The organism is Weissella minor (assembly GCF_001437425.1).
Lineage (GTDB): Bacteria > Bacillota > Bacilli > Lactobacillales > Lactobacillaceae > Weissella > Weissella minor.
The window spans coordinates 155474-178554 of record NZ_JQCD01000024.1 but is presented as its reverse complement, the minus strand read 5'-3'; the positions used below and the strand labels follow the sequence as shown (position 1 = coordinate 178554).

Annotated in this window: 23 protein-coding genes; 1 reads left to right on the top strand and 22 read right to left on the bottom strand. The window is 38.0% G+C overall.

Annotated elements, in window-relative coordinates; genetic code table 11:
- Positions 1-46: 46 nt before the first annotated feature.
- From IV67_RS04335 to IV67_RS04325, 3 genes are all read right to left on the bottom strand, one after another.
- A complete protein-coding gene (locus IV67_RS04335; protein WP_057787486.1) occupies positions 47-3205 on the bottom strand; it encodes an AAA family ATPase in 3159 nt (1052 codons plus the stop codon).
- A complete protein-coding gene (locus IV67_RS04330) occupies positions 3205-4371 on the bottom strand; it encodes an exonuclease SbcCD subunit D (protein WP_057787484.1) in 1167 nt (388 codons plus the stop codon). The genes IV67_RS04335 and IV67_RS04330 overlap by 1 nt, the downstream gene beginning before the upstream one ends.
- Positions 4372-4438: 67 nt before the next feature.
- Positions 4439-5371: a lactate/malate family dehydrogenase gene (locus IV67_RS04325; RefSeq protein ID WP_057787482.1), complete on the bottom strand. Its 933-nt coding sequence runs from the start codon at positions 5369-5371 to the stop codon at positions 4439-4441.
- Between the two features lie 466 nt (positions 5372-5837).
- Between IV67_RS04325 and IV67_RS04320 the strand changes: the two genes are divergently transcribed.
- The gene (locus IV67_RS04320; protein ID WP_057787480.1) at positions 5838-6173 is read left to right on the top strand and encodes a hypothetical protein; all 336 of its coding nucleotides are present in this window, start codon (positions 5838-5840) and stop codon (positions 6171-6173) included.
- Between the two features lie 242 nt (positions 6174-6415).
- Here the strand turns inward: IV67_RS04320 and IV67_RS04315 are convergent, their stop codons facing one another.
- From IV67_RS04315 to IV67_RS04225, 19 genes are all read right to left on the bottom strand, one after another.
- The gene (locus tag IV67_RS04315; RefSeq protein WP_057787479.1) at positions 6416-6862 is read right to left on the bottom strand and encodes a hypothetical protein; all 447 of its coding nucleotides are present in this window, start codon (positions 6860-6862) and stop codon (positions 6416-6418) included.
- 319 nt (positions 6863-7181) lie between these two features.
- The gene (locus IV67_RS04310) at positions 7182-7538 is read right to left on the bottom strand and encodes a DUF805 domain-containing protein (RefSeq protein WP_057787477.1); all 357 of its coding nucleotides are present in this window, start codon (positions 7536-7538) and stop codon (positions 7182-7184) included.
- Positions 7539-7633: 95 nt separating this feature from the next.
- Positions 7634-8215 carry a hypothetical protein gene (locus IV67_RS04305; protein ID WP_057787475.1) on the bottom strand — a complete coding sequence of 194 codons (582 nt, stop codon included), beginning with the start codon at positions 8213-8215 and terminating at the stop codon, positions 7634-7636.
- Positions 8216-8370: 155 nt separating this feature from the next.
- Positions 8371-8805 (bottom strand): hypothetical protein, encoded by a 435-nt coding sequence (locus IV67_RS04300; RefSeq protein WP_057787473.1) that lies wholly within the window; start codon positions 8803-8805, stop codon positions 8371-8373.
- Between the two features lie 297 nt (positions 8806-9102).
- Positions 9103-9525, bottom strand: a complete 423-nt coding sequence (locus tag IV67_RS04295) for a hypothetical protein (RefSeq protein WP_057787472.1) — start codon at positions 9523-9525, stop codon at positions 9103-9105.
- A 165-nt stretch (positions 9526-9690) separates the two neighbouring features.
- A complete protein-coding gene (locus IV67_RS04290; RefSeq protein ID WP_057787470.1) occupies positions 9691-10047 on the bottom strand; it encodes a DUF1304 domain-containing protein in 357 nt (118 codons plus the stop codon).
- A 204-nt stretch (positions 10048-10251) separates the two neighbouring features.
- Positions 10252-11466 carry an MFS transporter gene (locus IV67_RS04285; protein ID WP_057787467.1) on the bottom strand — a complete coding sequence of 405 codons (1215 nt, stop codon included), beginning with the start codon at positions 11464-11466 and terminating at the stop codon, positions 10252-10254.
- Positions 11467-11480: 14 nt separating this feature from the next.
- Positions 11481-11999: an ECF transporter S component gene (locus IV67_RS04280; RefSeq protein WP_057787465.1), complete on the bottom strand. Its 519-nt coding sequence runs from the start codon at positions 11997-11999 to the stop codon at positions 11481-11483.
- Positions 11989-12819, bottom strand: coding sequence for a bifunctional hydroxymethylpyrimidine kinase/phosphomethylpyrimidine kinase (locus IV67_RS04275; RefSeq protein WP_057787463.1), 831 nt, complete (start codon positions 12817-12819; stop codon positions 11989-11991). Before IV67_RS04275 ends, IV67_RS04280 begins: the two co-directional genes overlap by 11 nt.
- Before the next feature lie 517 nt (positions 12820-13336).
- Positions 13337-13987 carry a LysM peptidoglycan-binding domain-containing protein gene (locus IV67_RS04265; protein WP_057787459.1) on the bottom strand — a complete coding sequence of 217 codons (651 nt, stop codon included), beginning with the start codon at positions 13985-13987 and terminating at the stop codon, positions 13337-13339.
- 367 nt (positions 13988-14354) lie between these two features.
- Complete coding sequence (locus tag IV67_RS04260) at positions 14355-14957, bottom strand: M23 family metallopeptidase (protein WP_057787457.1); 603 nt, start codon at positions 14955-14957, stop codon at positions 14355-14357.
- Positions 14958-15370: 413 nt separating this feature from the next.
- Complete coding sequence (locus IV67_RS09270) at positions 15371-15532, bottom strand: hypothetical protein (protein WP_157050290.1); 162 nt, start codon at positions 15530-15532, stop codon at positions 15371-15373.
- A gap of 246 nt (positions 15533-15778) precedes the next feature.
- On the bottom strand, positions 15779-16054 hold the full coding sequence (locus IV67_RS04255; RefSeq protein ID WP_057787455.1) for an HU family DNA-binding protein: 276 nt from the start codon (positions 16052-16054) through the stop codon (positions 15779-15781).
- A 209-nt stretch (positions 16055-16263) separates the two neighbouring features.
- On the bottom strand, positions 16264-17574 hold the full coding sequence (gene der, locus IV67_RS04250; RefSeq protein ID WP_057787453.1) for a ribosome biogenesis GTPase Der: 1311 nt from the start codon (positions 17572-17574) through the stop codon (positions 16264-16266).
- Positions 17575-17707: 133 nt separating this feature from the next.
- Positions 17708-18970, bottom strand: a complete 1263-nt coding sequence (rpsA, locus tag IV67_RS04245) for a 30S ribosomal protein S1 (protein WP_057787451.1) — start codon at positions 18968-18970, stop codon at positions 17708-17710.
- Between the two features lie 101 nt (positions 18971-19071).
- Complete coding sequence (cmk, locus tag IV67_RS04240; protein ID WP_057787449.1) at positions 19072-19746, bottom strand: (d)CMP kinase; 675 nt, start codon at positions 19744-19746, stop codon at positions 19072-19074.
- Between the two features lie 113 nt (positions 19747-19859).
- The gene (locus IV67_RS04235) at positions 19860-20501 is read right to left on the bottom strand and encodes a LysM peptidoglycan-binding domain-containing protein (protein ID WP_057787447.1); all 642 of its coding nucleotides are present in this window, start codon (positions 20499-20501) and stop codon (positions 19860-19862) included.
- 85 nt (positions 20502-20586) lie between these two features.
- The gene (locus IV67_RS04230) at positions 20587-22023 is read right to left on the bottom strand and encodes a RecQ family ATP-dependent DNA helicase (protein WP_057787445.1); all 1437 of its coding nucleotides are present in this window, start codon (positions 22021-22023) and stop codon (positions 20587-20589) included.
- Positions 22016-23074, bottom strand: coding sequence for a helix-turn-helix domain-containing protein (locus tag IV67_RS04225; RefSeq protein WP_057787443.1), 1059 nt, complete (start codon positions 23072-23074; stop codon positions 22016-22018). The genes IV67_RS04230 and IV67_RS04225 overlap by 8 nt, the downstream gene beginning before the upstream one ends.
- Between the last annotated feature and the right edge of the window lie 7 nt (positions 23075-23081).

Genomic DNA, 23081 nt, shown 5'->3' with positions numbered 1-23081 from the left:
TTCTTGAACATCTATTATACGCACGCTTCAAGTAAAAAGACAATCCTTAAGCTTGTTGATACTTAATATCACTTTGTCCATTACCTAATTTTTTAACTTGTATTTGTTGCAAAATCTGTTGCTTCATACTTTCAACGTGCGAAATGACCCCGACGAGGCGCCCTGATTTTTCAATATTTCCTAACGCTTCCATTGCTTGTTCTAATGTTTGACCATCTAAAGAACCAAAACCTTCGTCAATAAATAAAGCATCAATTTGGGCACCACCAGCGCGCAGCTGAACAACTTCAGCCATTGATAGCGCAATTGATAGCGCCGCGATAAAGGACTCTCCACCAGACAAGGTACTAGTACTTCTAAGTTGATTGCTTTCACTATCTAAAACATTAATGTCAAGTCCATTTTGGTTCGCACGCCCACTATGTTCATTGCTTAATTTAAAGGTATAGCGGTTTCCAGAAAATTGACCAATATAGTGTCCATTTGCATATTCCAAGACTTGATTCAAAAAGGCCTGCAAAATATAAGGTTCCAAGCGCATTTTAGCATCATTATTCCCGTCAACGGCATTTGTTAAGGCAATTAAATCAGCATTACCTGCTTGTTGTTCCAACCATTGTTTTTGTAAATGTTTTGCATCTGCAACGCTTTTTTCAAATTCATGGGTCACTATTTTTTGTGTCTGGACGGTTTCTTGGGCCGCCTTGTGCTTATCATTAGCTACCTGCACTTGCTCCGTCAGCGCAGCAATATCTGGCATTGCTTGCTCACCAATTTTTTCATTTAATTGCGTCAAGGCTTCCTTTGTATGTGCTAAATCACTCTCGTAACTTTGTACAATGGTTCGTAAATCATCACGTGGGTCATCAACTTGCAAAAGATGACTATTTTCGGCAAAAGTTTGCATCTGATAAGCATCTTGCTTAGCCAATATTTGGTTTAATTCAAGATGCAACTGTGCTTGTTCAGCCAAGTTATCCTGTTGCTTAGCGTGCTGGTCATGACGTTGTCTGTCATTTTCCGACAATTGCCCATCGAGCTTTGCCAGCGCCGCTTTAATTTCATTGACCGCTTCATCATATGCCTTAATTTCTGATTGCATCTTCGACAAACGTGCTTGATACGTTGCGACATCAGCTAAATCCTTATCAAAGTCCGCTAACAACGTTTGAGTCTGTGTTATTTGCTGGGCATGATTTTCCAAATTTTGAGTGGCTTTAGTTAATGCTAGCACTAACGCATTTAAATCCTGTTCGGCAGTTTGCAGCTCATGTTGTAATTGCTGAGCCTGTGCTTGTTTTTGATTTAAATCATCTGATAATGCATCAAATGTCGCTTGCAAAGGTTCGTTGGCCTTGAAAGCTTCAAATCCCAATGTTTGTGCATCAGCAATAATTGACGCCTTATTTGCTTTTTGTTCGCTGACTAAGTCACTCTGATCATGCTGTAATTGTGTCATTTGTTCAAGCTCGTGCGTCAACTCAAGTTGTGTTTTATTCACCTGCTGTTGTGCCTGTTCATAGTCACTTTGCGCTTGATCAACCTCAGCCATGACTTGTTTCAAATCAAGCGCCGCATTTTCTGCGTCTAGATGTTCAGCCTGACCTGTATAGACGACCCCACAAATTGGACATGGCTCGCCTTCTGTTAAATCTTGCTGTAGCTGTGCGATTAACGCTTTTTTGCGCAAATCTTTCTTAGCGTCACGGGCCTGTTCTGCATTTGTTAAAATAGTTTGCTGTTGCGCCAGTGTTTTTTGAGCCTGTTCAACTTTTTCGTTAGCAGCATCTACCGCCTTTTGATTTTCTTCGATGCGCTCTACCAAATTCGCATAACGGTCTAATGGGACCCGCAAATTTTGCAATGCTTGTAAGTGTTGATCTACAGCACCAAGCGCCGTCAATTTTGCTTGCAAATCGTTCTGCAAGTCTAATTGTTCTTTTTGGGCCTGCTTGTGCGCATCAACATCCTGTTGCAATTTTGTTTGCGTGTCTTTTAACGTCACAAGTTCAGCTTCAAGTTCAGCTTTACGTTTTGCTTGTGGTAATAGCTGATTCTGAATGGTCTCAATTGTTTGTCGCATCTCATCAATTTCATCAACCCGCTTCATTGCCGTAGCCAAACGCGCCTTTTCTTGTTGTGATGATGCACTTAATTTTTTTTCGTTCGCTTGTAGGTCGAGCAACGCTTGTTGCCCATGTGCTAAATCTTTTTCATTCTGTTCAACCTTTTGAATTAAGGGCAAATGATTGGCAACCCAATTTAAATCATCTAAACTTTTACGCTTCATTGCAATGTCACTTTTTTGTGCATTAAGTTTAGTTAGTTGGGCTTCCAGAGCTGTTTTTTGTTCAAAATCTGCTTGAAGCGTCTGACCACGAAGCAATGTCGCTTGCAACTCCTGATAAACTTTTTCAGCTTTTTGATCAATATCAACCAAGTCTGCCAATTTCTTTTGTTGTGTCAAAACAACCGCTTCTAACACCGCTAATTTATCAGTAAAGGCCCCTTCAAAAACTGGTGCGTCCTCAATTTCAGGTAACTGCTCAAAAATTTGATCACGTCGACTGACGATAGTTTGTAAGTCTGCCTGGGCTTGTTTACTTTGGTTTTTGAGATCATTTGTAAAGGCTTCAAAGATTTCACTACCATAAAGACTTCTCAGAATTGCGAGTTTATCATCACTTTTAGCAGCTAAGAAATCTCTAAATTGATTCTGCGGTAACAAAATAATTTTTCTAAATTGCTCATCCGTTAAATGCAGCAATTCTGTAATCATTTGATTAGCTTCTTTTTGTTTAGTTGCCATATGTTTAATGGGCTTTGATAAATCTTGATCCAATTCGGATAAGGCAACGGTGGCAGCATAATTTGTTAATCCATCGCCTTTAGCTTGCTTACGTTTGGCCCGAATACGTTGTTTGGGTTCACGTTCAATTTGATAAAAGTGGCCGTTATGCTCAAATGTAAAGCGAACACTTGTTAGTTGATCAGGGGTCGCAAATTCACTACGCATCGTTTCCGCCGTTCTATCCCCTGAAGTCGTTCCATAAAGGGCATAGGTCATCGCATCAAACATTGTCGTCTTACCAGCCCCGGTATCACCTGTGATTAAAAAAAGACTTGATTCACTAAATCTCGTAAAATCAATTTCGGTATCCGCATATGGGCCAAAATAATGCATGTTCAATTTTAATGGTCGCATTAGTCTGTTACCTCCCGACTTAAGCCAATCAATGTTTGCTCAATAATTTCCATTTGATTTTGATTGAGCTTGTCATGCATGACTTCTTCATAAAACTCTTGGATTAAGGTCTGATTTGACACCTCTTCTTGTTCCTTCAATCGTTTTGCAACGTCATTCATTTCCATTTGAATTTTTGGAAATTGAATTTCAGCAATTTCACCGTAAATATCGACTAATTGCTTTCTCAAATCAGACACTTGTGGTTGGTCAGTTAATTGAATACTAAATAAATTGGCCCCATTTCGTTCATATTGTTGATAGAAATCAGCATCAATCAACGTCTCAAAGGATTCAGTCAGTAAAATTAAATCTTTATCTGGATGCAACGGCATCCATTTTGAGTTGACTCCCGTGTCATCTATATCAACGATAAAGACACCCTTTTCGCTCTGCGCTTCTTTCGTATTAAATTTAATCGGTGAGCCAGAGTATTGCACATTCTTACTAGGGCTAGCTTGCTTGAGATGTAAATGACCTAAAGCGACATAGTCGAAATCGTTAAATACATTGACATCAATCCCTTTTAAGCCACCAACTGATGAAGTTGTTTCACTTGTTAACGTATAGTCTTCATTACGTGACCCTGTTACATAATAATGCGACACCAACACGTGTTGCATGCCTGGTGTAAATTCATTTTTCATGTCAGCAACCACACGCGTCATCACGTCATTGATTGTTCGCATCTCACCAGAATCATTTTCAATCTCATAATAGATACGTGCATCCAGTGGATCAAGAAAAGGTAACATGAAAATTTGGGTATTACCAAATTCAATTGGTACAAAGGCCTCAGCCAATTCCGTGCGTAAATAAAATTGGTTGGCTTCACGCCATTCCTTTCCAGCCCCCAAACGTGCCGGTCCATCATGATTTCCCGAAACTGCAAAAATTGGCAGTTCACTCGTTAAGTTCAATGCTTTCAGCATATCTTCCAAAGCATTGACCGCAGTTGTTGGTGGAATCGCACGATCATATAAATCACCAGCTAACAAAATTGCATCAACTTTTTCATCTCTAGCAATTTGCATGATTTCATTAAAAGCAGCTGTTTGTTGCGCCAACAATGAATATGCCCCTAATTCTTTACCGATATGCCAATCTGCTGTATGTAAGAATCTCATAATCACCTCTTAATAACATAAAGAACGTTGCCAATCACTTCCATGATTTTCAACGTTCTACTGAATTTTACAATGTTGCTTTAATTTGTTGATATTGCTCAACAATAAATGCGTGTGATGCATTTAATTCTTCTAGTTCTGTGGCTGTTAAATCAAGTTCGCAGTTTTCCACAGCACCACCACGTCCAACAATCACTGGATATGATAGATATACATCATATTCAGGACGCAATGTTGAAACGACTAATTCTTCGCGTGAATCAGCCATCACTGCCTTGGCAATTCGAATTGCTGCCGTTGCCACGCCATAGCTCGTATGACCTTTTCCGTTAACAATGGCAAAGCCACCCTTACGGATTTCATCAGCTGTTTCTGACAAGTCAATACCACGTGATTCAGCAAGTTTCTCAATTGGCTGACCCAAAGCACGAACAGTTGACCAAGCTGGCACTTGGCTATTACCATGTTCGCCTAAAATATATCCTGAAACTGAACGTGGATCAATATTTAACTTAGATCCTAAGATACGTTGCATACGAGCTGTATCTAACAAAGCCCCTGTTCCAAGGACTTGATTTGCAGGTAGCCCTGTCACATCTTTGAACATCGTCGTAATCACGTCGACGGGATTTGAAATAACAATCAGTGTACCGTTAAAGCCTGATTCTTTAATGTTCGTTCCAACAGATTGGACCATTGAACTTGTAAATTTCAATTCAGCAAAACGATCACCACTTGGGTTATCTTGTTGCATCTTCATATTACCTAATGTTGAAATAATCACGTCAGCATCTCCTAACGCTGACCAATCATTAATTGTAATATTTGCATGCGTTTCTAAATTACCCATCGCATCTTGAAAATCAAGTTGGTTTGCAACGGCTTTGTCCTCACCCCGATTAATTAAGACATAGTCATCAGCAACACCTTGCGCGATTAATCCATGCGCAATTGCGCCCCCAACACTTCCAACACCAATAATTCCAATTTTACGTGACATGCTATTTCCTCCATATATTTAAACTAAGTATACTATATATGGTCATAAGCCTGTCAATATCATGCTTTATTGACTTTCAGTTGGTGTTACAGCAGAAAATAGCTCATAATATATCTGCCTCTGATCTCGATAACCTTACCCTTAGCCTTTTAGGTGTGACATAACGATAAATGTTGGCTGTAATTGTTATATCTTTATAAATTAATCGTTCAACTACTTCTTTATATCGTCCTCATTGGATAGCAATAAACTGACATGAGTCTGTCTAAAACCTTATATCTAATTCTGATAAGAACGATGGCCAGACTGCAGAAACGTTAGCATATAAGTATAGTATGACCGTTAAAGATATTCGCAAACTCACGACACAGTTCAAAGACTTCTATGCTAAACATGGCGGCACTGATCACACTGAAAAGCAATTATTAAGGCCAATTAGTGATTATATAAAAAATGAAGGAAAAACGTGAACGTTGATGCGATTAGAACATGGCTGACAACAGAATGGCCACCCCTTTTGTCTATGGCTCATTATAACCGTGACTATATGTATTTACCTGGTTCCGCTGGCAAAAATAGTGCATGTGCACATAACATCATTATGACCGTTTTAAATATCATTAGCACCATGCCTACTAAAAAATCTAATATATTCATTTGCCAATTTATCTTTAACATGGAATGGCGTGATATAGTCGAAATGAACAACTTAACAGTGCGTAGAAATCAGCAACTACTCAACAAAGCTTTAAATGTGATCGTAAAAAGCTTGGAACTGTATTATTCATTTAGGAAAAGCTAACCCATGGCAGAAACAAATAAGCAGACCGAAGCTAACAAACGTTGGTAAAAACAGAACAAAGAACATCCTAAATACCTAAGCAATCGGTCACTGTCACGGCCGTTCATTCGTAATCAAGCCACACTGGATGATTTAGATGAGTTGCGTGTTCTAATAGACAATCGAGAACAAGAGTTAAAAAGATAGCATAAAGCTATTCTTTTAACTCTTGTTCAAAATTGAAACAGTAATATATCATTTCACTAAGGTACTATTTGTTTATAAATTTCGGGAATGTCCTTTACTTCAAAACTAGTAAAGCTATTATTAAAAAGAGAGACTACTGACGGAAGTATTGCTGCTAGTCCCGTTTCGTGAACATCAAGTTTGAATGAGTCCCCAAAATTAATAATAACTACTAGTATTGCAAAAATTGATAAAAAATTCGCACCAATCACTTTACATCGATTATCCCATTCATAAAGTTTTGCCCATTTTTTATTAATTTCATCATCACTTGGTAAAACGTTAAAATTAATATTGGACTCTGCAGGAATAATAATCTGATTTTCCTTTCTACGCTGTTCACGTTCCCTTTCTTTTAGTTCTTTTCTCACTATTTCTAATTTAGAAAAATATTGCTTGTGAACATTATGAAATTTAAAAGCTAGATATACCCTGAAGAGAACGTACATGCTTAATGCTAACATTAAAATAATTGATATATAGGACAATTGACAATACTACCTTTCTAATTAATTAGTTTCTATTTATTATAGAAAAAACGCCGTCTAAATAAAAGACAGCGTATAAGCTTAGTAGGCTAAATTTTCAACTTAAGTTTTTCATTTAATAGAAAAAGAGCTACCCATTGGGATAGCTCTTTTCTTTTTTATCTAATCATCTAGTCTAAAACTAGTTTTGACCTGTTTCAATAACCCACGTAATCTTTGTGAATTTTCACTATATCCATCGTCAGTTTCATGATTAACAGTTACTTCAAAATGTTTGTATGCTAGCTTTATTAATTTAGCTCCAACGATTAGCCTTACTTGGCAATACCATCAAAATAAAGAACCAAATCGTACCAATCAATGGTACAAACTCCATCAAAATCCATAATCCCGAATGATTACTATCATGTAAACGACGGAATTTAACAGACAAAGTTGCTAACCAAACCAAAAACAATACAATATTACTCAACGTATTAAATGAAAAACTATGAATGTCCTGGATTGGTTGACCAGCGATTGATTGAATAAGTGTAACTAATACAATACCTAGAATGTAATTAATAATCATTGGCCACCAGTAGTACTTACGACTTGCTGTGCCAGAAAAGTTGAACAAGTTATGCCAATAGGCAGAATATGCTTCCATCATAATAAAAAACCCCTGAAAATTATTTAGTAGCTTTTAACGTCATCACGGTTGGACTAAATAGAAAATCCTTATCTATCAAGTTCACAGGGTTCTTCTTATTTTTCAACATTCAGCCATTCACGATAGTTGTCTTCGTCTGTCTGGCTAAGCTTCAAAACTGCCATAATTGAATTCAAATCACTATATCGCAACCGTCCTTCTTGCCCTGCAGCACCATTATTATGATCAAAATTTTTCTTTAACTGTATCCTAAGCAATTGTCTTACATTTTCCGTAGACTTTAACGGCAAAATCTCGCATGTTTGAAGTTCATCTTCTAATCGCTTTAATTGATCAGCCATAATTACATTCATGAATTGATCATTATTTGAGTCACCCTGTTCTTCTATGATCTTAACAATTTCATTTCCTGGCTTATCGATTGAAACAAATAATGACATTCGCGCCTTAATTAATTGAACATCAGACATGTCCCATTTATCATTCTTTAAAACTTCAAATAAATCTTTCCGCCATGGGCCTTCATTGATTTGAAAGGCTTTTTTCCTCTCTTCATTTATTTTTTTCTTATCCCATCTGGCGGTAAATACGGCAGTTATCAATGAACCAGCTATAGCTCCCACAAGAGCTAAAATCGCTGGCCGATCAATTATTGCTGCAACTATTCCATCATGCATCTGCCTTATCTCCTATAACCTCATACTTAATACGAATCATGTCATCCAATATCAATTCGCAATTTAAAAAAAAATCTTTTCTATTGCCATATTTTTTCGCTTAATATCTACGCCACTAAATTTGATAAGTTAAAATAGGACAAAGTTGAGAAAACTTATTTTTCAGAATATTCCGTTAGTAAGTTACTAATAAAGTACCTTGCACTAGATATAACTTCATCTTTTGATTCTTCAGAAAGCGCTGAAAAGTCAGGAGAACAATACTTTTCAATAAGCGTGCCTATATAGTCCGTATCACTCACCGACTGATCGATGGCATTTTTATCGAGTTCTCTGCTCTTTTCCAGTAACTCCCGTTCCCATTCATCCAAAAGCATATATTTCTGATCTAACTTTTTAGAGACTTTCTGATTAGATTCATTTTTATGCTTAATCTTATTTTCCATTTCGGCTATAGCACGTTGTTTTTCATTTAATGCTTGTTGTTTGTCTTGCAATGTCTTTTTAAGTGCTTCTAGTTCATGAGCCTCAGACATTTCACTATCATTTCGTTTAAATAATTTGATAACGGACTCCTTTCCATTTCTCATCGCAAATAAATTAAAAATTATTTGTTGCTACTTTTAGCACAATCACATGTCATTTTAAAAGAAACTATATTCCATTTTCTTTTATTCTATAAGAATATAATTAAACAAGTAGATATAATATTTTATTTTAACAATTACTTTACATTCACCAAAATATCAGCTTACATAAAAAAATCGCTATCTTAAATAGATAACGAATCCAATCCCAATTGGCATTAATTATTAAGTCAATAAATCCACCCAAAATTAGAAAACCATACATAGAAATTAAACGCTTAAAAAATTTTATTGCAAACGCTATCCTTCAAGCTTCTTTCTTAAAACATTAATCATTTCTGTATACTCTGCGTTTTGTTTTCGGAGGCCAGTAGCTTCTTGCTTTACTGTATCCAACGTCTTAGTCGACCGATCCAAGAGCATTTTATAATGCTTTTGTTCATCCTTAAGCGCGGCATTTGTTGTTTCAACAGCTTGATAATCGCTTTCCAATGCATCATTCGTTGTCTTTAAATGTACAATTTCATGTTCTAAGTCATCAATTTTTGCATTTAGTGTCGCAATAACATCCACATCATCGCTAGCAGTATTAGCAGTTATTTCATCCAACTTACTTTCTAACGTCTGGTTCGTTTCAGCCAATTTTGATGTTAATTGTATAAAATCATTCGTTGACTCCACAAATTTTTGCATTGATGCTTTTAATTCATCATTCGTATTCATATTTCCCCCTAACGTACAGGTAACTAGCCTGCCGCTTTGATATGCTTTAGATAATATTTTTTCAAATCCGTACAAACATTCACCGTCTCACGTTCATATCAACTGGCTCTTTGGCAGCCACTCAATGTTAGCTCATTAATGTCAATGTGCATCCCCTTGACCTATCTAAAATAGCAATAATGACCCTAGCGCTAAAATTGCCACACCGCCTTGTTTCAGAATGATTGATTTATCCACCGTAATACCACCATAGATTGCAACTGCAATGATATAGATCAAAATTGCTCCAAGCAGACTGGTATTAGAAACAACGAGACTATATAAAATTCCAAGTGCCAATAAACCATTGTAGACGCCTTGATTTTTTAACAAGCTTTGAATATTCGCATCTTTTAACACTTGCATATCAATGCCAAACGTTTTAGCAGTCTTTTCAGAGACCGGATTTATCGTCTCTAAATACATAATATACACACATTCGATTGCAACTAAAACAGCCAACACAATCGTAAAAATACTCATTACTATTTTCTCCATCTGTTTTTAAATTCATTTATCACTTAGCCTAGGCAAACCGACAACCCCACATTGCCAACTCACACTAGACGCGATTGATTACGTTCAATTTAACATATTTAATGTGGATAATTACCGGAATTTTGATAATTATAACCAATCGTTAAATAAAAAAATCCGTCATCCAAAAAGAGACGGATAATATAACATTTATGCTGCTTCATCAAAAATGTAATCAGTTTGTACTGCCCCTAAGGCAACCAACACTAATAGAATAATTAAGATTGTATACGCAATGTTTTGACCCAAACCAATTGGATTTTGTTGGAAAGCATTTCCATAAATCATTGGCCCGATTGCAGAAATCAAATATCCACCTGATTGTGCCATTCCTGAAACCGTTGCGGTTTGATAAGGCGTCTTGGTCTTTGATGCGAACATTGTCATCGCGATTAAGAAGAAGAATGATGTCATAATGCCAATAATTGAAGCCACAATTAACCAAAACAGCACAGAACCTGTATTTTGATTAAACAGCATCAAAGCAGAGACTAGTCCCATTGCGCCAACAATCAAGACAGCAATTGATAAACCATGTTTACTCAAACGCACGATTAAATTCGGCACCATCAAAGAAACAATCATTCCCAAAAGCGAATATAATGCCATTGCAATACCAATATTTCCCGCACTAATCTTGTGAAAGGCCATCAAACTCGGCATCCAAGCAACAAATGTATAATTAACCGTTGCTTGTAATCCAAAGACTCCAAGGAATAACCAAGCCTTTTTGTTATTCCAAACATGCAATGCTTCATGCGCCACTTTCGTTTTTTGCGGTTTATCCGCAACAACTGGCTGTGCAAAACGTGCTGCAATCATCCAAACTATCAATGCCAACGCTGGTAATAGGACGAGAACCCACATGACCGCATGCCAACCAAAAGCAATCATAATTGGTGCTGTTAACAAATTGAAAATAGCAGTCCCAAGCATTGTTGACATCGTATACAGTGACGTATATAAACCAATTTTATTTGGAAAAAATGCGGTTACAAATGATGGCATAAATACATTTAAGTGGGCAACACCAATTCCAATAAGAGCTGTGCCGATTAAGACCATTGGCATATTTACGCCTAAACGTAAGAGAGACCCCAACAAAATTAATGCCACTGCAAATGTAATCGCTCGCTTTAACCCAAAGATTGCCATCGTTTTCGATGCAAAGTTGGAAATTAAAACAAACATGATTAAAGGAATCGTGGTTAAGATTCCCAATTGACCAGGTTTAACACTCAAACTAGATGCAATTTCATTTAACATCAAAGGTACCGTTGTTACGGGCGCTCGCATATTCATCCCGATTAGGATGACGCTTAAGGTCAATAATGCCAGTACACCGGTTGTATATTTATTTTTCAAGTTAAAGCTCCTATTTATGATTCTAAATGTTGTTGTTGAATTATCTTAGATACTGCTGGATTAATCAACAAAGCCAATAAGAATCCGACAAATACTTGCAACACATTAGCTGGCATATCAGCCGCACTGGCAACTAAGGCAGCTTTAATTTGCATTTCCATGCCACCCATCAACCAATTCAATCCTGCACCACCAAGCCAGTACCCAACTACCATAACAGCACCACCAGCTAACATTGATTTTGTCTTCCCGGCGAGGGTTTCACTTGAGAATCCTAACAAATACCCTTCCGATCCATGAATGATTAAAGATAAAATCATCCATTGTGGATAACCAGCCAATAAATCTAATAAAATACCAGTTATGCCACCTACAATGGCGCCGCCTCTAGGCCCAAACTGCCATGCCGCAATAAAAATACCAACTTCCACCAGCGAAACAAAGCCAGTTGGCGTTGGTAATCGAACAATATTACTTAATACTAAGTTAATCGCAATAACGACACCCAAAATCGTCATTTCTTTATTTTTCATTACATTTCTCCCCATATACAGCGCGCTGTGCACCCTGCCATACATTACCTACTTTAAATTTTTGATTCAATTGAACACCATCTTTAATTGCTGCAAGTACGAACATCTGAGCGCTTTCTACTGCATCACGCATTGATACTTGTCGTCCCAATTCACACGCAATTGCTGATGATAACGTACATCCCGCACCATTATTTGTATTCGTGGCCAGACGTTCATGCTCTAACGCGTGTCCTTGTGCATTTTCATCAATAAGCACATCAAAAGTGGTGGCTCCACTTAGACGAGCTCCCCCCTTCGCAAGTACTGCTTTAGCACCAAATTGCTTAATTTTTTTGGCAGCAACGGTCAAATCATCTTGATTATGAATTTCCATACCAGATAATAAACTGGCTTCCTCTAAATTAGGCGTAACAATCGTGGCCATCGGCAATAATTTTGTCTGTATCGCTGCCAATAATTCTTTCGTATCGACATTATTTGTTTCTTTAAAAACCATAACGGGGTCAATGACTATTGGTACAATATTCTTAAATTGTTCCAAAAAATTAGCGACCACTGTAACCTGATTTTTGGTAGACAAAAGACCAACTTTAATAGCTGCAATATTATCTAAGGCAAAAATCGAATCTAATTGATCACTTAATATGTTTGAATCAATCACATTAATCTGAAAATCATCGTCTATAACTGTCACGATACTCGTAATAGCACTCAGTCCTTGAAACTGATACTCCGAAAATGTTGCTAAATCGGCTTGGATGCCCCCACCAGCCAAGCTGTCAGATCCAGCAATCGTCACAATTTTTTTTACATTCATGCTTACTCCCCTTGTGAACAGATTTACATCTATATTACCTTAAACCAAGGGAGCGCCACAAGCTTAATTCACAACTTTGATACAAGATAATTTTCATCAGTCAAAAATAATACATTATTTAGATAAATTATTGACATTTTCTATACTCTCGTTAAAATTAAGGTTAGTAAATAAAGAAGGGCAACACTGATGATAACAACAACTGAAGTTTTAGACTTGATTATTATTATTAATATCATCTGTTTAGTTTGCATTTGTATCCCTAGAGTCATTATGAGTTTTAAAACTAAAAATAATGGTGAGAGTTTTGTCTTCATCACTCTGACGACCTTATTTATATTCATCTCAATCTGCTTTTTCTCCTGGCGTACGACGCCTGTTATGCCTGAACGTCATGATGTAAATTGGTCTGACATTAAAAATTAAAAGAGCAACCACTAGTGGTTGCTCTTTTTATCTGTTTTTAAACAAAGAAAAAAGCAAGCTAGTCAGACTAGTTTGCTTATAAAAATCTATTTTACCACCAACCGTTAGCTTGACGGAAGGCAACAGCCTTTTCAGCTGAACCATAACGTGAAGTAGCGTAGTTCATCATACCCTTAGTTTGAGTAGCGACTGAACCAGTTCCCCAGTGTTCCTTTGTTTGACCAAGTCCACGGTAACCACCTGCTTGGTTGTAAGCAGCTGGATCTCCACCTGATTCAGGCATAACAATAGTTTGCCACATTGCAGCAGTTCCACCGTTAGCAATGAATTGGTCATAAGTTGATCCTGAACCAGCAGGTGCAGCAGCAGCTGGCTTAGCAGCAGGTGCTGATTGTTGTGCTGGAGCAGCTTGTTGTTGTACAGGTGCTGCTTCTTGTTGTACTGGGGCAGCTTGTTGTTCAACAACAGGAGCAGCTTCTTGTACTGGAGCGGCTTCTTGCACTGGTGCAGCAACTTGTGCTGTTCCTTCAGTTTCAAGAGTTTCACCAGCAAAAATCAAGTTTTGGTCAGTGATGTTATTGATTGCAGCAAGATTGTCGGTAGTTGTACCGTGCTCTTGGGCAAGGTGTGAAAGGGTATCCCCTTCTTTGATTGTAATTTGGTCAGCTGAGGCAACACCTGCAGTGGCAACTAAACCAGCAGCAGTAGCACCTGAAACAGCAACAGCTTTTTTAATATCCATAATCCACTCTCCTAAAATTCTACTCTTTAATTTTTTAATTTTAATTTTGGTTTGTCTGTATTCGACATTTATTACTATAGCGCATTTATCAGATTTGTATGTATCAACTATTTAACGTTTTATTACACTTTTTGAAATAAAACAGGCCTTATTCTTGTGATTATATCCACAAGTGCTGATATATAAGCTTCTCTCAATTGTAACATTTGTAACAAAAAGGTTTACACTTTTTTCAAATAAGTCTTAAAACCTTGATTTTTCAAGCATTTTACCTGTTACACGTCCTAAATTTCATGTTTTTTTAACAAATATATATAAAAAAAGGACCCCCATTAATGGGGGTCCTATATAGTTAGCTATTTAGTGATTACCACCAACCATTTGCGTCACGGAATGCTAATGCACCATCAATTGATCCGTATCGAGAATTTGCGTAGTTAATCATGCCTTGTGTTTGTTCAGCAACTGATCCAGTTCCCCAACCTTCCTTGGTTTGACCCAAACCACGGTAACCGTTTGGTGATACCGCATTTGGATTTCCTTCTGATTCAGGCATTACGATTGTGTTCCACATTGCTGCAGTCCCACCATTTGCAATAAATTGGTCATATGTTGAACCTGAACTAGCAGGTGCTTGTGTAGGTGCTGCTGCAACTTGAGATGAAATATCATCAACACTTACAGGTGAAACAGTTGTTGCTGCTTGTTCAACAGACGCTTGTGCCGCAGGTGCTTGGTTAGCAGATGCATTACCAGTTGTTTGTAGTACTTCACCAACGAAAATCATATTTTGATCTTGGATGTTGTTAATTGAGGCCAAAACATCAATACTTGAACCTGTTTCTTGGGCAATTGATGCTAAAGTATCTCCAGCCTTAACAGTTACTTGATCAGCAGAAGCAACACCAGTTGCTCCCAAAATACCTGCGGCAGATGTTGTTGTAACGACAACAGCTTGTTTAATCTTCATTGTGATGTATCCCCTTTGTTGTTAATGGTTTATGTTCAAAATTATATATATAAATACATGTCGCTTTCACTCTATCGTTTTGTCGACAAGAATTAATATACAACTAAACCCGCATGAGTAGATTTCAAAAAGATAACATTTCATGACAAATATTACGAAAAACTGCTATATACAGCTGTAACAGTCAATTTAAAAGCGGTATAGACAATTATCCTGAGTAACAATTATTACGCTGTACAATATCTTTGATGAGATTTTTTTCAATAAAAAAGATATATGTCTAATCATTTGGCCTGAAGATTTTAGAAATCAATGATTGTTGTTAGCTTTTCTGAAAATACATGCTTGTTTTCTTTGGCCAACCATCCATTTTTTTAATACATCTAGACAAACAAAAACTGTTCACCGGTTAGTTATTTCCGTCGATCAAAACCACTCCAGATAAGATATGCAATAATTCCGACTGTTCCAAGCATACGAAGTTGATCATTTTTAACCGTCACTGCCACAATAATCAAAACCAATAAGCTAATCGTGATAGCTAATTTAACAAGTTCTTTTTTCTTTGAATTCATGCGCTTTATAGGTTTGAGTTTACGCCCCCAAACACACCTTTCTTCTATAATTAACGTTTGCCTATCATATCACATCTATTCGTTGCCTGGTAAGCTTTTAACTGCACGACTTAAAAAATCTAGCACGTAGCTCACTTACCAAGTGACATCCTAAGTCATAATTACATACTACTTTTTTCAATTCTATAAAAAAAGAGCTAACTCTAAATGAGTTAACTCTAAATTTTAGTCCCAAATCAATGGTACTTATTTCACAGCGTCCTTCAATGCCTTACCAGGCTTGAATGCTGGAATCTTTGATGCTGGAATTTCGATTTCTTCCTTAGTTTGTGGGTTGCGACCCTTACGAGCTGCACGTGAACGCACTTCGAAGTTACCAAATCCAATCAATTGAACCTTGTCACCCTTTGCCAAAGTGTCTTGGATTGATGAGAATACGGCGTCAACTGCTGCAGTTGCGTCCTTCTTAGTCAAACCAGTTGCTGTAGCAACGTCGTTTACCAATTCTTGCTTGTTAGCCATGGGAAATATCCTCCTGCGTAATTGCTCTACATATTTATTTAAAATAAAAGATGTTATCACATCTCTATTTCGATATTTAGAATATCATAACTGCGACATTTTAACAACAATTTTTAAACTAAAAACGTTGATATACCAATGTTTTTAACGTTTTCATATAAAAATCACTGGATAATCGACCATCTTGTTTAAAAACATACAATAAAAACTTACTTACGAGCACGCTTGATCAAATGGACTGGTGTTCCTGTAAAGTCAAACGCCTTTCGAATTTGGTTTTCTAAGAAACGCTCATATGAGAAATGCATCAATTCTGGGTCATTCACAAAGACCACAAAAGTTGGCGGTTGAATAGCCACTTGCGTTGCATAATAAACACGCAAACGCTTCCCATTGACAGTTGGTGTTGGGTTCGTTGCCAATGCATCCATAATCACTTCGTTTAATGTTGCTGATTGAATACGACGCTTATGGTTCTCATCAACCTGCTTAATCAACTCAGGTAACTTATTCAAACGTTGCTTTGTTTTAGCAGATACAAAGATGATAGGTGCATATGAAAGATACTGGAACTCATTTCGAATGTGTTGTTCGAATTCATTCATCGTATACGTATCTTTTTCCAATGTATCCCACTTGTTCACAACAATGACAATCGCACGACCGGCCTCATGCGCGTATCCTGCAACGTGCTTATCTTGATCACGAATACCTTCTTCTGCATTCAACACCATCAAAACAACGTTAGAATCGTCAATCGCACGCATGGCACGCATGACTGAATACTTTTCAGTATTTTCATAAACCTTACCACGTTTACGAATTCCGGCCGTATCGACCATCACAAACTCATCACCATCTGGTGTTGTAAACTTTGTGTCAATTGCATCACGCGTTGTTCCAGCAATATCAGACACAATCACGCGTTCTTCACCAAGCAATGCATTCACAATTGAAGACTTTCCAACATTTGGACGACCAATTAGTGAGAAACGAATTGCATCATCTTCCTCTTCTGTTTGAACATCTGGGAATTCAGCAACAATCCTGTCCAATAAATCACCAACTCCTGTACGGTGGGTTCCAGAAATTGGATATGGATCACCGAAACCTAATGCATAGAAATCATAAATTTCGGCACGTTTTTCGGGATTATCAACCTTATTTACAGCTAAAATAACCGGCTTATCAGTGCGGTACAAAATTTTTGCAACACGTTCATCCGACTCAGTTAGGCCTTCTTTAGCTGAAACCATGAAAACAATCACGTCGGCTTCATCGATTGCGATTTCAGCCTGTTGTACGATTTGATTCATAAAGGGCTCATCACCCATATCAATTCCACCTGTATCAATTAAGCGGAACTCATGGGTCAACCATTCTGCACGCGTATAAATACGATCACGCGTAACACCTGGCGTATCTTCAACAATTGAAATACGATCGCCAGCCATTTCGTTAAAGATTGTTGATTTTCCAACATTCGGACGACCAACAATCGCTACTACTGGTAATGCCATTTTCACTACCTCCTTGGAACTTCTTCTATTACTAGCAATATTACTATATTTTGCCATTTTTGTCGCTAAATAAAATTAAGCGTGCATCAGGAATAAACCCAACACACGCTTAAATTTATTTAATTAACAAAAATTAGTTAAAATCCTTGAAAATATCACCGAATGCATCACCCAAAGTTGCATTACCTTCTTCTTCTGAAGTTGAGTAATTCTTTGGTGCACGGTCACGATCTTGGCGTGGACGACGTGATTGACGACGAGGACGGTCACCACCATTGTTGTTTGATGGTGCACTCTTTGTCTCTTCTTCGCCTTCAGGTGCTTCTTCCAAAGCCTTGATTGACAATGACAAACGTTGCTTTTCAGGATTTACATCCAAAACCTTAACGTCAACCTTGTCTCCAGCCTTCAAAACATCAGCAGGGTTGTTAACGTGCTTGTGTGAGATTTGTGAAACGTGAACCAATCCTTCAACACCAGGGAATACTTCCACGAATGCACCGAAGTCTACGACACGCTTAACAGTTCCTTCAAGCTTTGAATCAACTGGAGCCTTTTCTTCAATGTTATCCCAAGGACCAGCTTCTGTGGCCTTGATTGACAATGAAATACGCTCACGTTCTGGGTCCAATCCCAAAACCTTAACCTTAACAGGTTCTCCAACAGACAATACATCTGAAGGTTGTGAAACGCGATCGTGTGAGATTTCAGATACGTGAACCAATCCATCTACACCACCAAGGTCGATGAAGGCACCAAAGTTAGTCATACGAGCAACCTTACCTTCAACAACATCACCAACTGATAGTTCTTCAAAGACATGCTTCAAAGCTTCTTCACGTTCGGCGTTCAAAACGTCACGACGTGACAAGATCAAGCGGCTTTCTGCTGGATCGATTTCGATAATCTTTGCACGAATAGTTTGACCCTTATATTGGTTCAAATCTTGCACAAAACGGTTTTCGATCATTGATGCAGGTACGAATCCACGTACACCATCAACATCGACAACCAATCCACCCTTAACAACTTGTGTTACAGGTGCTTCTACAATATCACCTTCGTTATACTTGCTTGCGACTTCCTCCCAAGCACGACGAGCTTCAAGGCGACGCTTTGACAATAGGTATGATCCACCTTCTTTGTCAGAACCGATAGTTGATACAACTACCAAATCCAAAACGTCTCCAACCTTAACAAGATCGTTCACGTCAGCATCACGGTCTGAAGACAATTCGCGCATTGGGATAACACCCTCAACACCGGCACCTTCAATACCTACAATCACTTGACGGTTGTCATCAATTGCTAAGACTTCACCCTTGACTACATCGCCAACTTTAACTTCGGCTACGCTATCAAGAGCTGCCAATAGCTCGTTGTTCTCTTCGTTCATTACAATATATCCTCCTGGTCACACGACTCTAACCAATATTATACAATATTTAACCTGCTAATACTAGTAATTATCGTGTTATTTTTTAAAATTCAAATAAATTATGCCCGCTCAGCAATAATTGATTTAGCGCGTTCCACAACCTCATCAATTGATAATCCTGTCGTATCTAATTCCACAGCATCATCAGCCTTTTTTAGTGGCGAAATTTCACGATGTGAATCTAGATAATCACGATGTTCAATTGCTTCAGTTAGCTCCGCTAGCGTTGTTGTTGTGTCAATGCCCTTAGCTTGATTTTCTTTATAACGGCGTTCTGCACGTTCTTTTACAGAAGCAATTAAGAAAATTTTGACTTCAGCCTGTGGCAAAACAGTCGTTCCAATGTCACGACCATCCATTACAACCCCATTATTGTCTGCAATTTTACGTTGTAAATCAGTCATCGCTGTTCGCACAGCTGCGTATGAGGCAACTGCTGAAACATTACGTGCGACTTCGTCTGATCGAATAGCTTCTGTCACTTCTTGTCCATTTAAAAAGACAAGTTGAGCCGGAGTTCCCGGCTTAAAGTCAATTTCGACCTGTGGCAATAAGTCATCGACTGCTTGTTCATCATTTGGATCAATTTCAGCTTTTAACGCAGCCAAAGTCACCGCACGATACATAGCCCCTGTATCAACATAAACATAATCCAAATCATTCGCTAAAATTTTAGCAATAGTTGACTTACCTGCAGAAGCCGGTCCATCAATTGCAATTTGCATAGATTTCATCACTGTATTCCTTAAAAATTTATTTAACGTCATTTATTTTACGCTATTCGCGCTTCAAAGTGAATGAAATTCCACAAAAAAAAGCCATTAAACTAATGACTTTTTAAAATAAATTATTGAACACGAAGTCGTTGACCGGCACTAACTGAGCCTAAATCAACACCTGGGTTTAATTCTTGTAGTTTGGCTTGTGAAATACCAGCATTGGCTGCGACACGATATGCCCCTTGCCCTTGAGCAACAGTCGCATATTGCTTTTCATTAGCTTGACTTTCTGATGCTGCTTGCGCCTCTGATTCACGCTTAGCTGCAGCATCCTGCTCTTTTTTAGCAGCTTCTTCTTGTGCTTTTTTGTCAGCGTCCTCTTGTGCCTTTTGGTTAGAGGCTGCTTTTTCGCTAGCAGCTTTCTCGCTAGCGGCTTTTTCTGATTTCTCTTTTGCACTAGCTTCTGATTTAGCTTTGCTTTCAGAAGAACGCTTTTTTGCTTCTGATTCAGATTTGGCTGAATCAGTTACTTTTGTTTTATTTGACGACGATGATGACCATTTCTGCTCACTTGTATTTGGTTTATTTAAAGTTTGTAGGTACCCATAAACTGGCACAAACGATAACGCAACGACAACAAGTACAAGTACGCCAATTGTCCAGCTTACACGTTGTGTCTTCTTACGGTGTTCCGTTCTAGAATACTGGTCAGGTTGGTCGTCTTTAAAACTTTCCCCCCATGGCTCCAGTTTCTTATCTTGATCGGTCATGTCAGGCCTCCTAATCTCGAATTTACTAAGCACAAGCTTACACTAAAAAAGTCCTTTACGCTATTATCATTGAACATTCTTAAGATTATTTAAATAGTTTCCTTAAAATTTGTGCCCATGATTCATTTTCAATCACTGGATTATGTTCTTTTATAGTAGGAAATGTAACTTTTTCTAACGACCAATTTGCCTGTCCAATCGATTCAAAGTCTGATTCTAATGCTGATTCATCGAAGTAATTTAAGATAAAATCACGTAATCCGTGCTCACAACGTGCATATTTGACCATTTCATTCAAATCATGCTCTCGTGTCTTCCGGCGGTCTTTGAACAAACTTTGCATATCCACTACCGACAAGCCTTGTTGCTGATAATAGTCTAGTAAACGCGCCCGTTCATGCCCAATGTCCGTGCTCTTGAGTTCACCACTCAGATAACCCGCAATCATCGCATCAGTCGGAATTGAAGCATCAATCAAATTGTGTTGCAAACGCTCGTCTCCACGACGATAGAGCATAATCGCAACCGCATGCTTACCATCACGCCCAGCACGTCCAATTTCTTGCATATAACTTGCTAAATCTTGGCTCAAATGAAAATGAATAATAAATCGAATATCGTCCTTATCAATCCCCATTCCAAAAGCAGATGTTGCCACTATGACGTCTAATTGATTCTCCATAAACTGTTGCTGCAAACGATACCGAGCAACATTATCTAATCCGCCATGATAAGCCGCCACACGTTTACCTGTTGTTTGGCGTAGCCATTCCGCTAAACTATTCGCTAATTTTCGACTAGACACATAAACAATTCCCGACCCAGGTAGTTGCATCAGTAAACTTTTTAATCGTTCGCGTTTATCATCTTGCTCTTGCACTTGTTCTGTATGCAAAAAAATATTTGGACGATTAACTGATTCCGTATAGGTAAACCAGGCCTGCTTTGGCAAATTAAATTGTGCCTGTAATTCTGTTTTCATATCTGTTGTTGCAGTCGCGGTCAGCAATAGTAATGACGGTTGTCCTAATTTCTGATGAATTAAAGGAAATTCTAAATAATCTGGTCGAAAATCAGGCCCCCAATTTAAAATCGTATGGGCTTCGTCAATCACTAAAGTATTCAATTGAATTTGTTCAAATGCTTTTATAACCTCAGCCTGATTAAACATTTCAGGGGAAATTAATACAAAACGGTAATTCTGTAATCGTTGTAATACCGAAAATTTTTCTTGTTTATCTAACAATGAATTCAGCGCAACCACATCTTTTTCGCCTAAATAATTAAAACGCGCGACTTGATCTTGCATTAAAGAAAGTAATGGCGTCACGATGACGACCGTTCCAGATCGTAAATACCCCATCATTTGATAAATCAAACTTTTACCACCACCGGTTGGCAACATCCCCAAAGCATTTTTTCCTGCTAGTAATGCTTCAATAATTTCTCGTTGTCCGGGTCTGAAACTTTCAAAGCCAAAATGCTTTTGTAGCGTTTGCTGAATCAAATCACCTTCACTCATCACTCGTCTCCTGCTTTGTTAACCAAATTTGGTACAGTCTAAAATTAAAAAACTCTTGAATATCAGAAGACTCTCGCACCATTTGAAAACGCCAATTATCAATATCCTGGTCCGGTAAACGTTCAGATAGATGTTTTTTTACATCGTCCGTTAGATATCTTTCATATGGAAAATCTGACACAGGGAGCCAAATTGCAGCAGTCAACAAATGTTCTTGAACCGTTCCCAATTTTAAATGTCTTTGTTGCGCAATGTCTTGAAAACTCGCACCCTGTTTAGCAGCCATAAAGCTGGCCTGCACACTATCAGATAGGCGTGGCTTTTTACCAACAAATGCATACAGTTGTACCATGGGATTGTCATTTGAAAAATGCGTTTCCATATACTGAATAAGTTCAGTATACCGGTCCAATTGCCACAAATAAAAGTCAAAATCATCCCATGTTTTAGGAAAATTCAATTGGTCAAAATTTAAGCCCGCATGCGTATGCCCCACAAACGAAGCCGCTAATCGATCTGCTTGTTTTTCTGAAAGGGATGCTAAAAAACCTGTTAAATCTGATTTCCAAGCATCTAGCAAGTTGGCTCGATCCTGACGCTTAAACCATTGTTTAATTAATTGTTGTTGTCTCAGGCCAATTTGCATTGGATAGTAATGTCGATTCTGATGTGACCATTCTGACACAACTTGATTTGCCAACAAGAATAATTGCATAAAAGAAGCTGTTTGGTAGGTATAACGTTCCAAAGGCAACTGTAAAAGATAATGTTCCTCTGCATAACGTTTAGCCATCAGCTCACCCTTATCAGTTAAGATATAGAGCCCTTTTTCACTTTGCCGTAAACAACGTTCCGACAGTAGGTCCTGCAACATATTTTCATAATCTTGCTTATATAGTTGTGGCAGTAACCCAATCCAATCTAATAAGTGGTACCTAAGCCCCCAATATTCAGTGGATCCCGTTGTTTGTTGTTTCAACAAAGCATAAATCACATGACTACGCCGAGGTTGCTGCTTTGAAAATAAAGTTAATAAAAATTCTGCCTTCAAAACGAAC

Bases quoted from the DNA above. Each gene is read 5' to 3' on its own strand.
- IV67_RS04335 (WP_057787486.1), bottom strand. From the start codon at position 3,205: ATGCGACCATTAAAATTGAACATGCATTATTTTGGCCCATATGCGGAT.
- IV67_RS04330 (WP_057787484.1), bottom strand. From the start codon at position 4,371: ATGAGATTCTTACATACAGCAGATTGGCATATCGGTAAAGAATTAGGG.
- IV67_RS04325 (WP_057787482.1), bottom strand. From the start codon at position 5,371: ATGTCACGTAAAATTGGAATTATTGGTGTTGGAAGTGTTGGGGGCGCA.
- IV67_RS04315 (WP_057787479.1), bottom strand. From the start codon at position 6,862: ATGTTAGCATTAAGCATGTACGTTCTCTTCAGGGTATATCTAGCTTTT.
- IV67_RS04310 (WP_057787477.1), bottom strand. From the start codon at position 7,538: ATGATGGAAGCATATTCTGCCTATTGGCATAACTTGTTCAACTTTTCT.
- IV67_RS04305 (WP_057787475.1), bottom strand. From the start codon at position 8,215: ATGCATGATGGAATAGTTGCAGCAATAATTGATCGGCCAGCGATTTTA.
- IV67_RS04300 (WP_057787473.1), bottom strand. From the start codon at position 8,805: ATGAGAAATGGAAAGGAGTCCGTTATCAAATTATTTAAACGAAATGAT.
- IV67_RS04295 (WP_057787472.1), bottom strand. From the start codon at position 9,525: ATGAATACGAATGATGAATTAAAAGCATCAATGCAAAAATTTGTGGAG.
- IV67_RS04290 (WP_057787470.1), bottom strand. From the start codon at position 10,047: ATGAGTATTTTTACGATTGTGTTGGCTGTTTTAGTTGCAATCGAATGT.
- IV67_RS04280 (WP_057787465.1), bottom strand. From the start codon at position 11,999: ATGAAAAATAAAGAAATGACGATTTTGGGTGTCGTTATTGCGATTAAC.
- IV67_RS04275 (WP_057787463.1), bottom strand. From the start codon at position 12,819: ATGAATGTAAAAAAAATTGTGACGATTGCTGGATCTGACAGCTTGGCT.
- IV67_RS04265 (WP_057787459.1), bottom strand. From the start codon at position 13,987: ATGGATATTAAAAAAGCTGTTGCTGTTTCAGGTGCTACTGCTGCTGGT.
- IV67_RS04260 (WP_057787457.1), bottom strand. From the start codon at position 14,957: ATGAAGATTAAACAAGCTGTTGTCGTTACAACAACATCTGCCGCAGGT.
- IV67_RS09270 (WP_157050290.1), bottom strand. From the start codon at position 15,532: ATGAATTCAAAGAAAAAAGAACTTGTTAAATTAGCTATCACGATTAGC.
- IV67_RS04255 (WP_057787455.1), bottom strand. From the start codon at position 16,054: ATGGCTAACAAGCAAGAATTGGTAAACGACGTTGCTACAGCAACTGGT.
- der (WP_057787453.1), bottom strand. From the start codon at position 17,574: ATGGCATTACCAGTAGTAGCGATTGTTGGTCGTCCGAATGTTGGAAAA.
- rpsA (WP_057787451.1), bottom strand. From the start codon at position 18,970: ATGAACGAAGAGAACAACGAGCTATTGGCAGCTCTTGATAGCGTAGCC.
- cmk (WP_057787449.1), bottom strand. From the start codon at position 19,746: ATGAAATCTATGCAAATTGCAATTGATGGACCGGCTTCTGCAGGTAAG.
- IV67_RS04235 (WP_057787447.1), bottom strand. From the start codon at position 20,501: ATGACCGATCAAGATAAGAAACTGGAGCCATGGGGGGAAAGTTTTAAA.
- IV67_RS04230 (WP_057787445.1), bottom strand. From the start codon at position 22,023: ATGAGTGAAGGTGATTTGATTCAGCAAACGCTACAAAAGCATTTTGGC.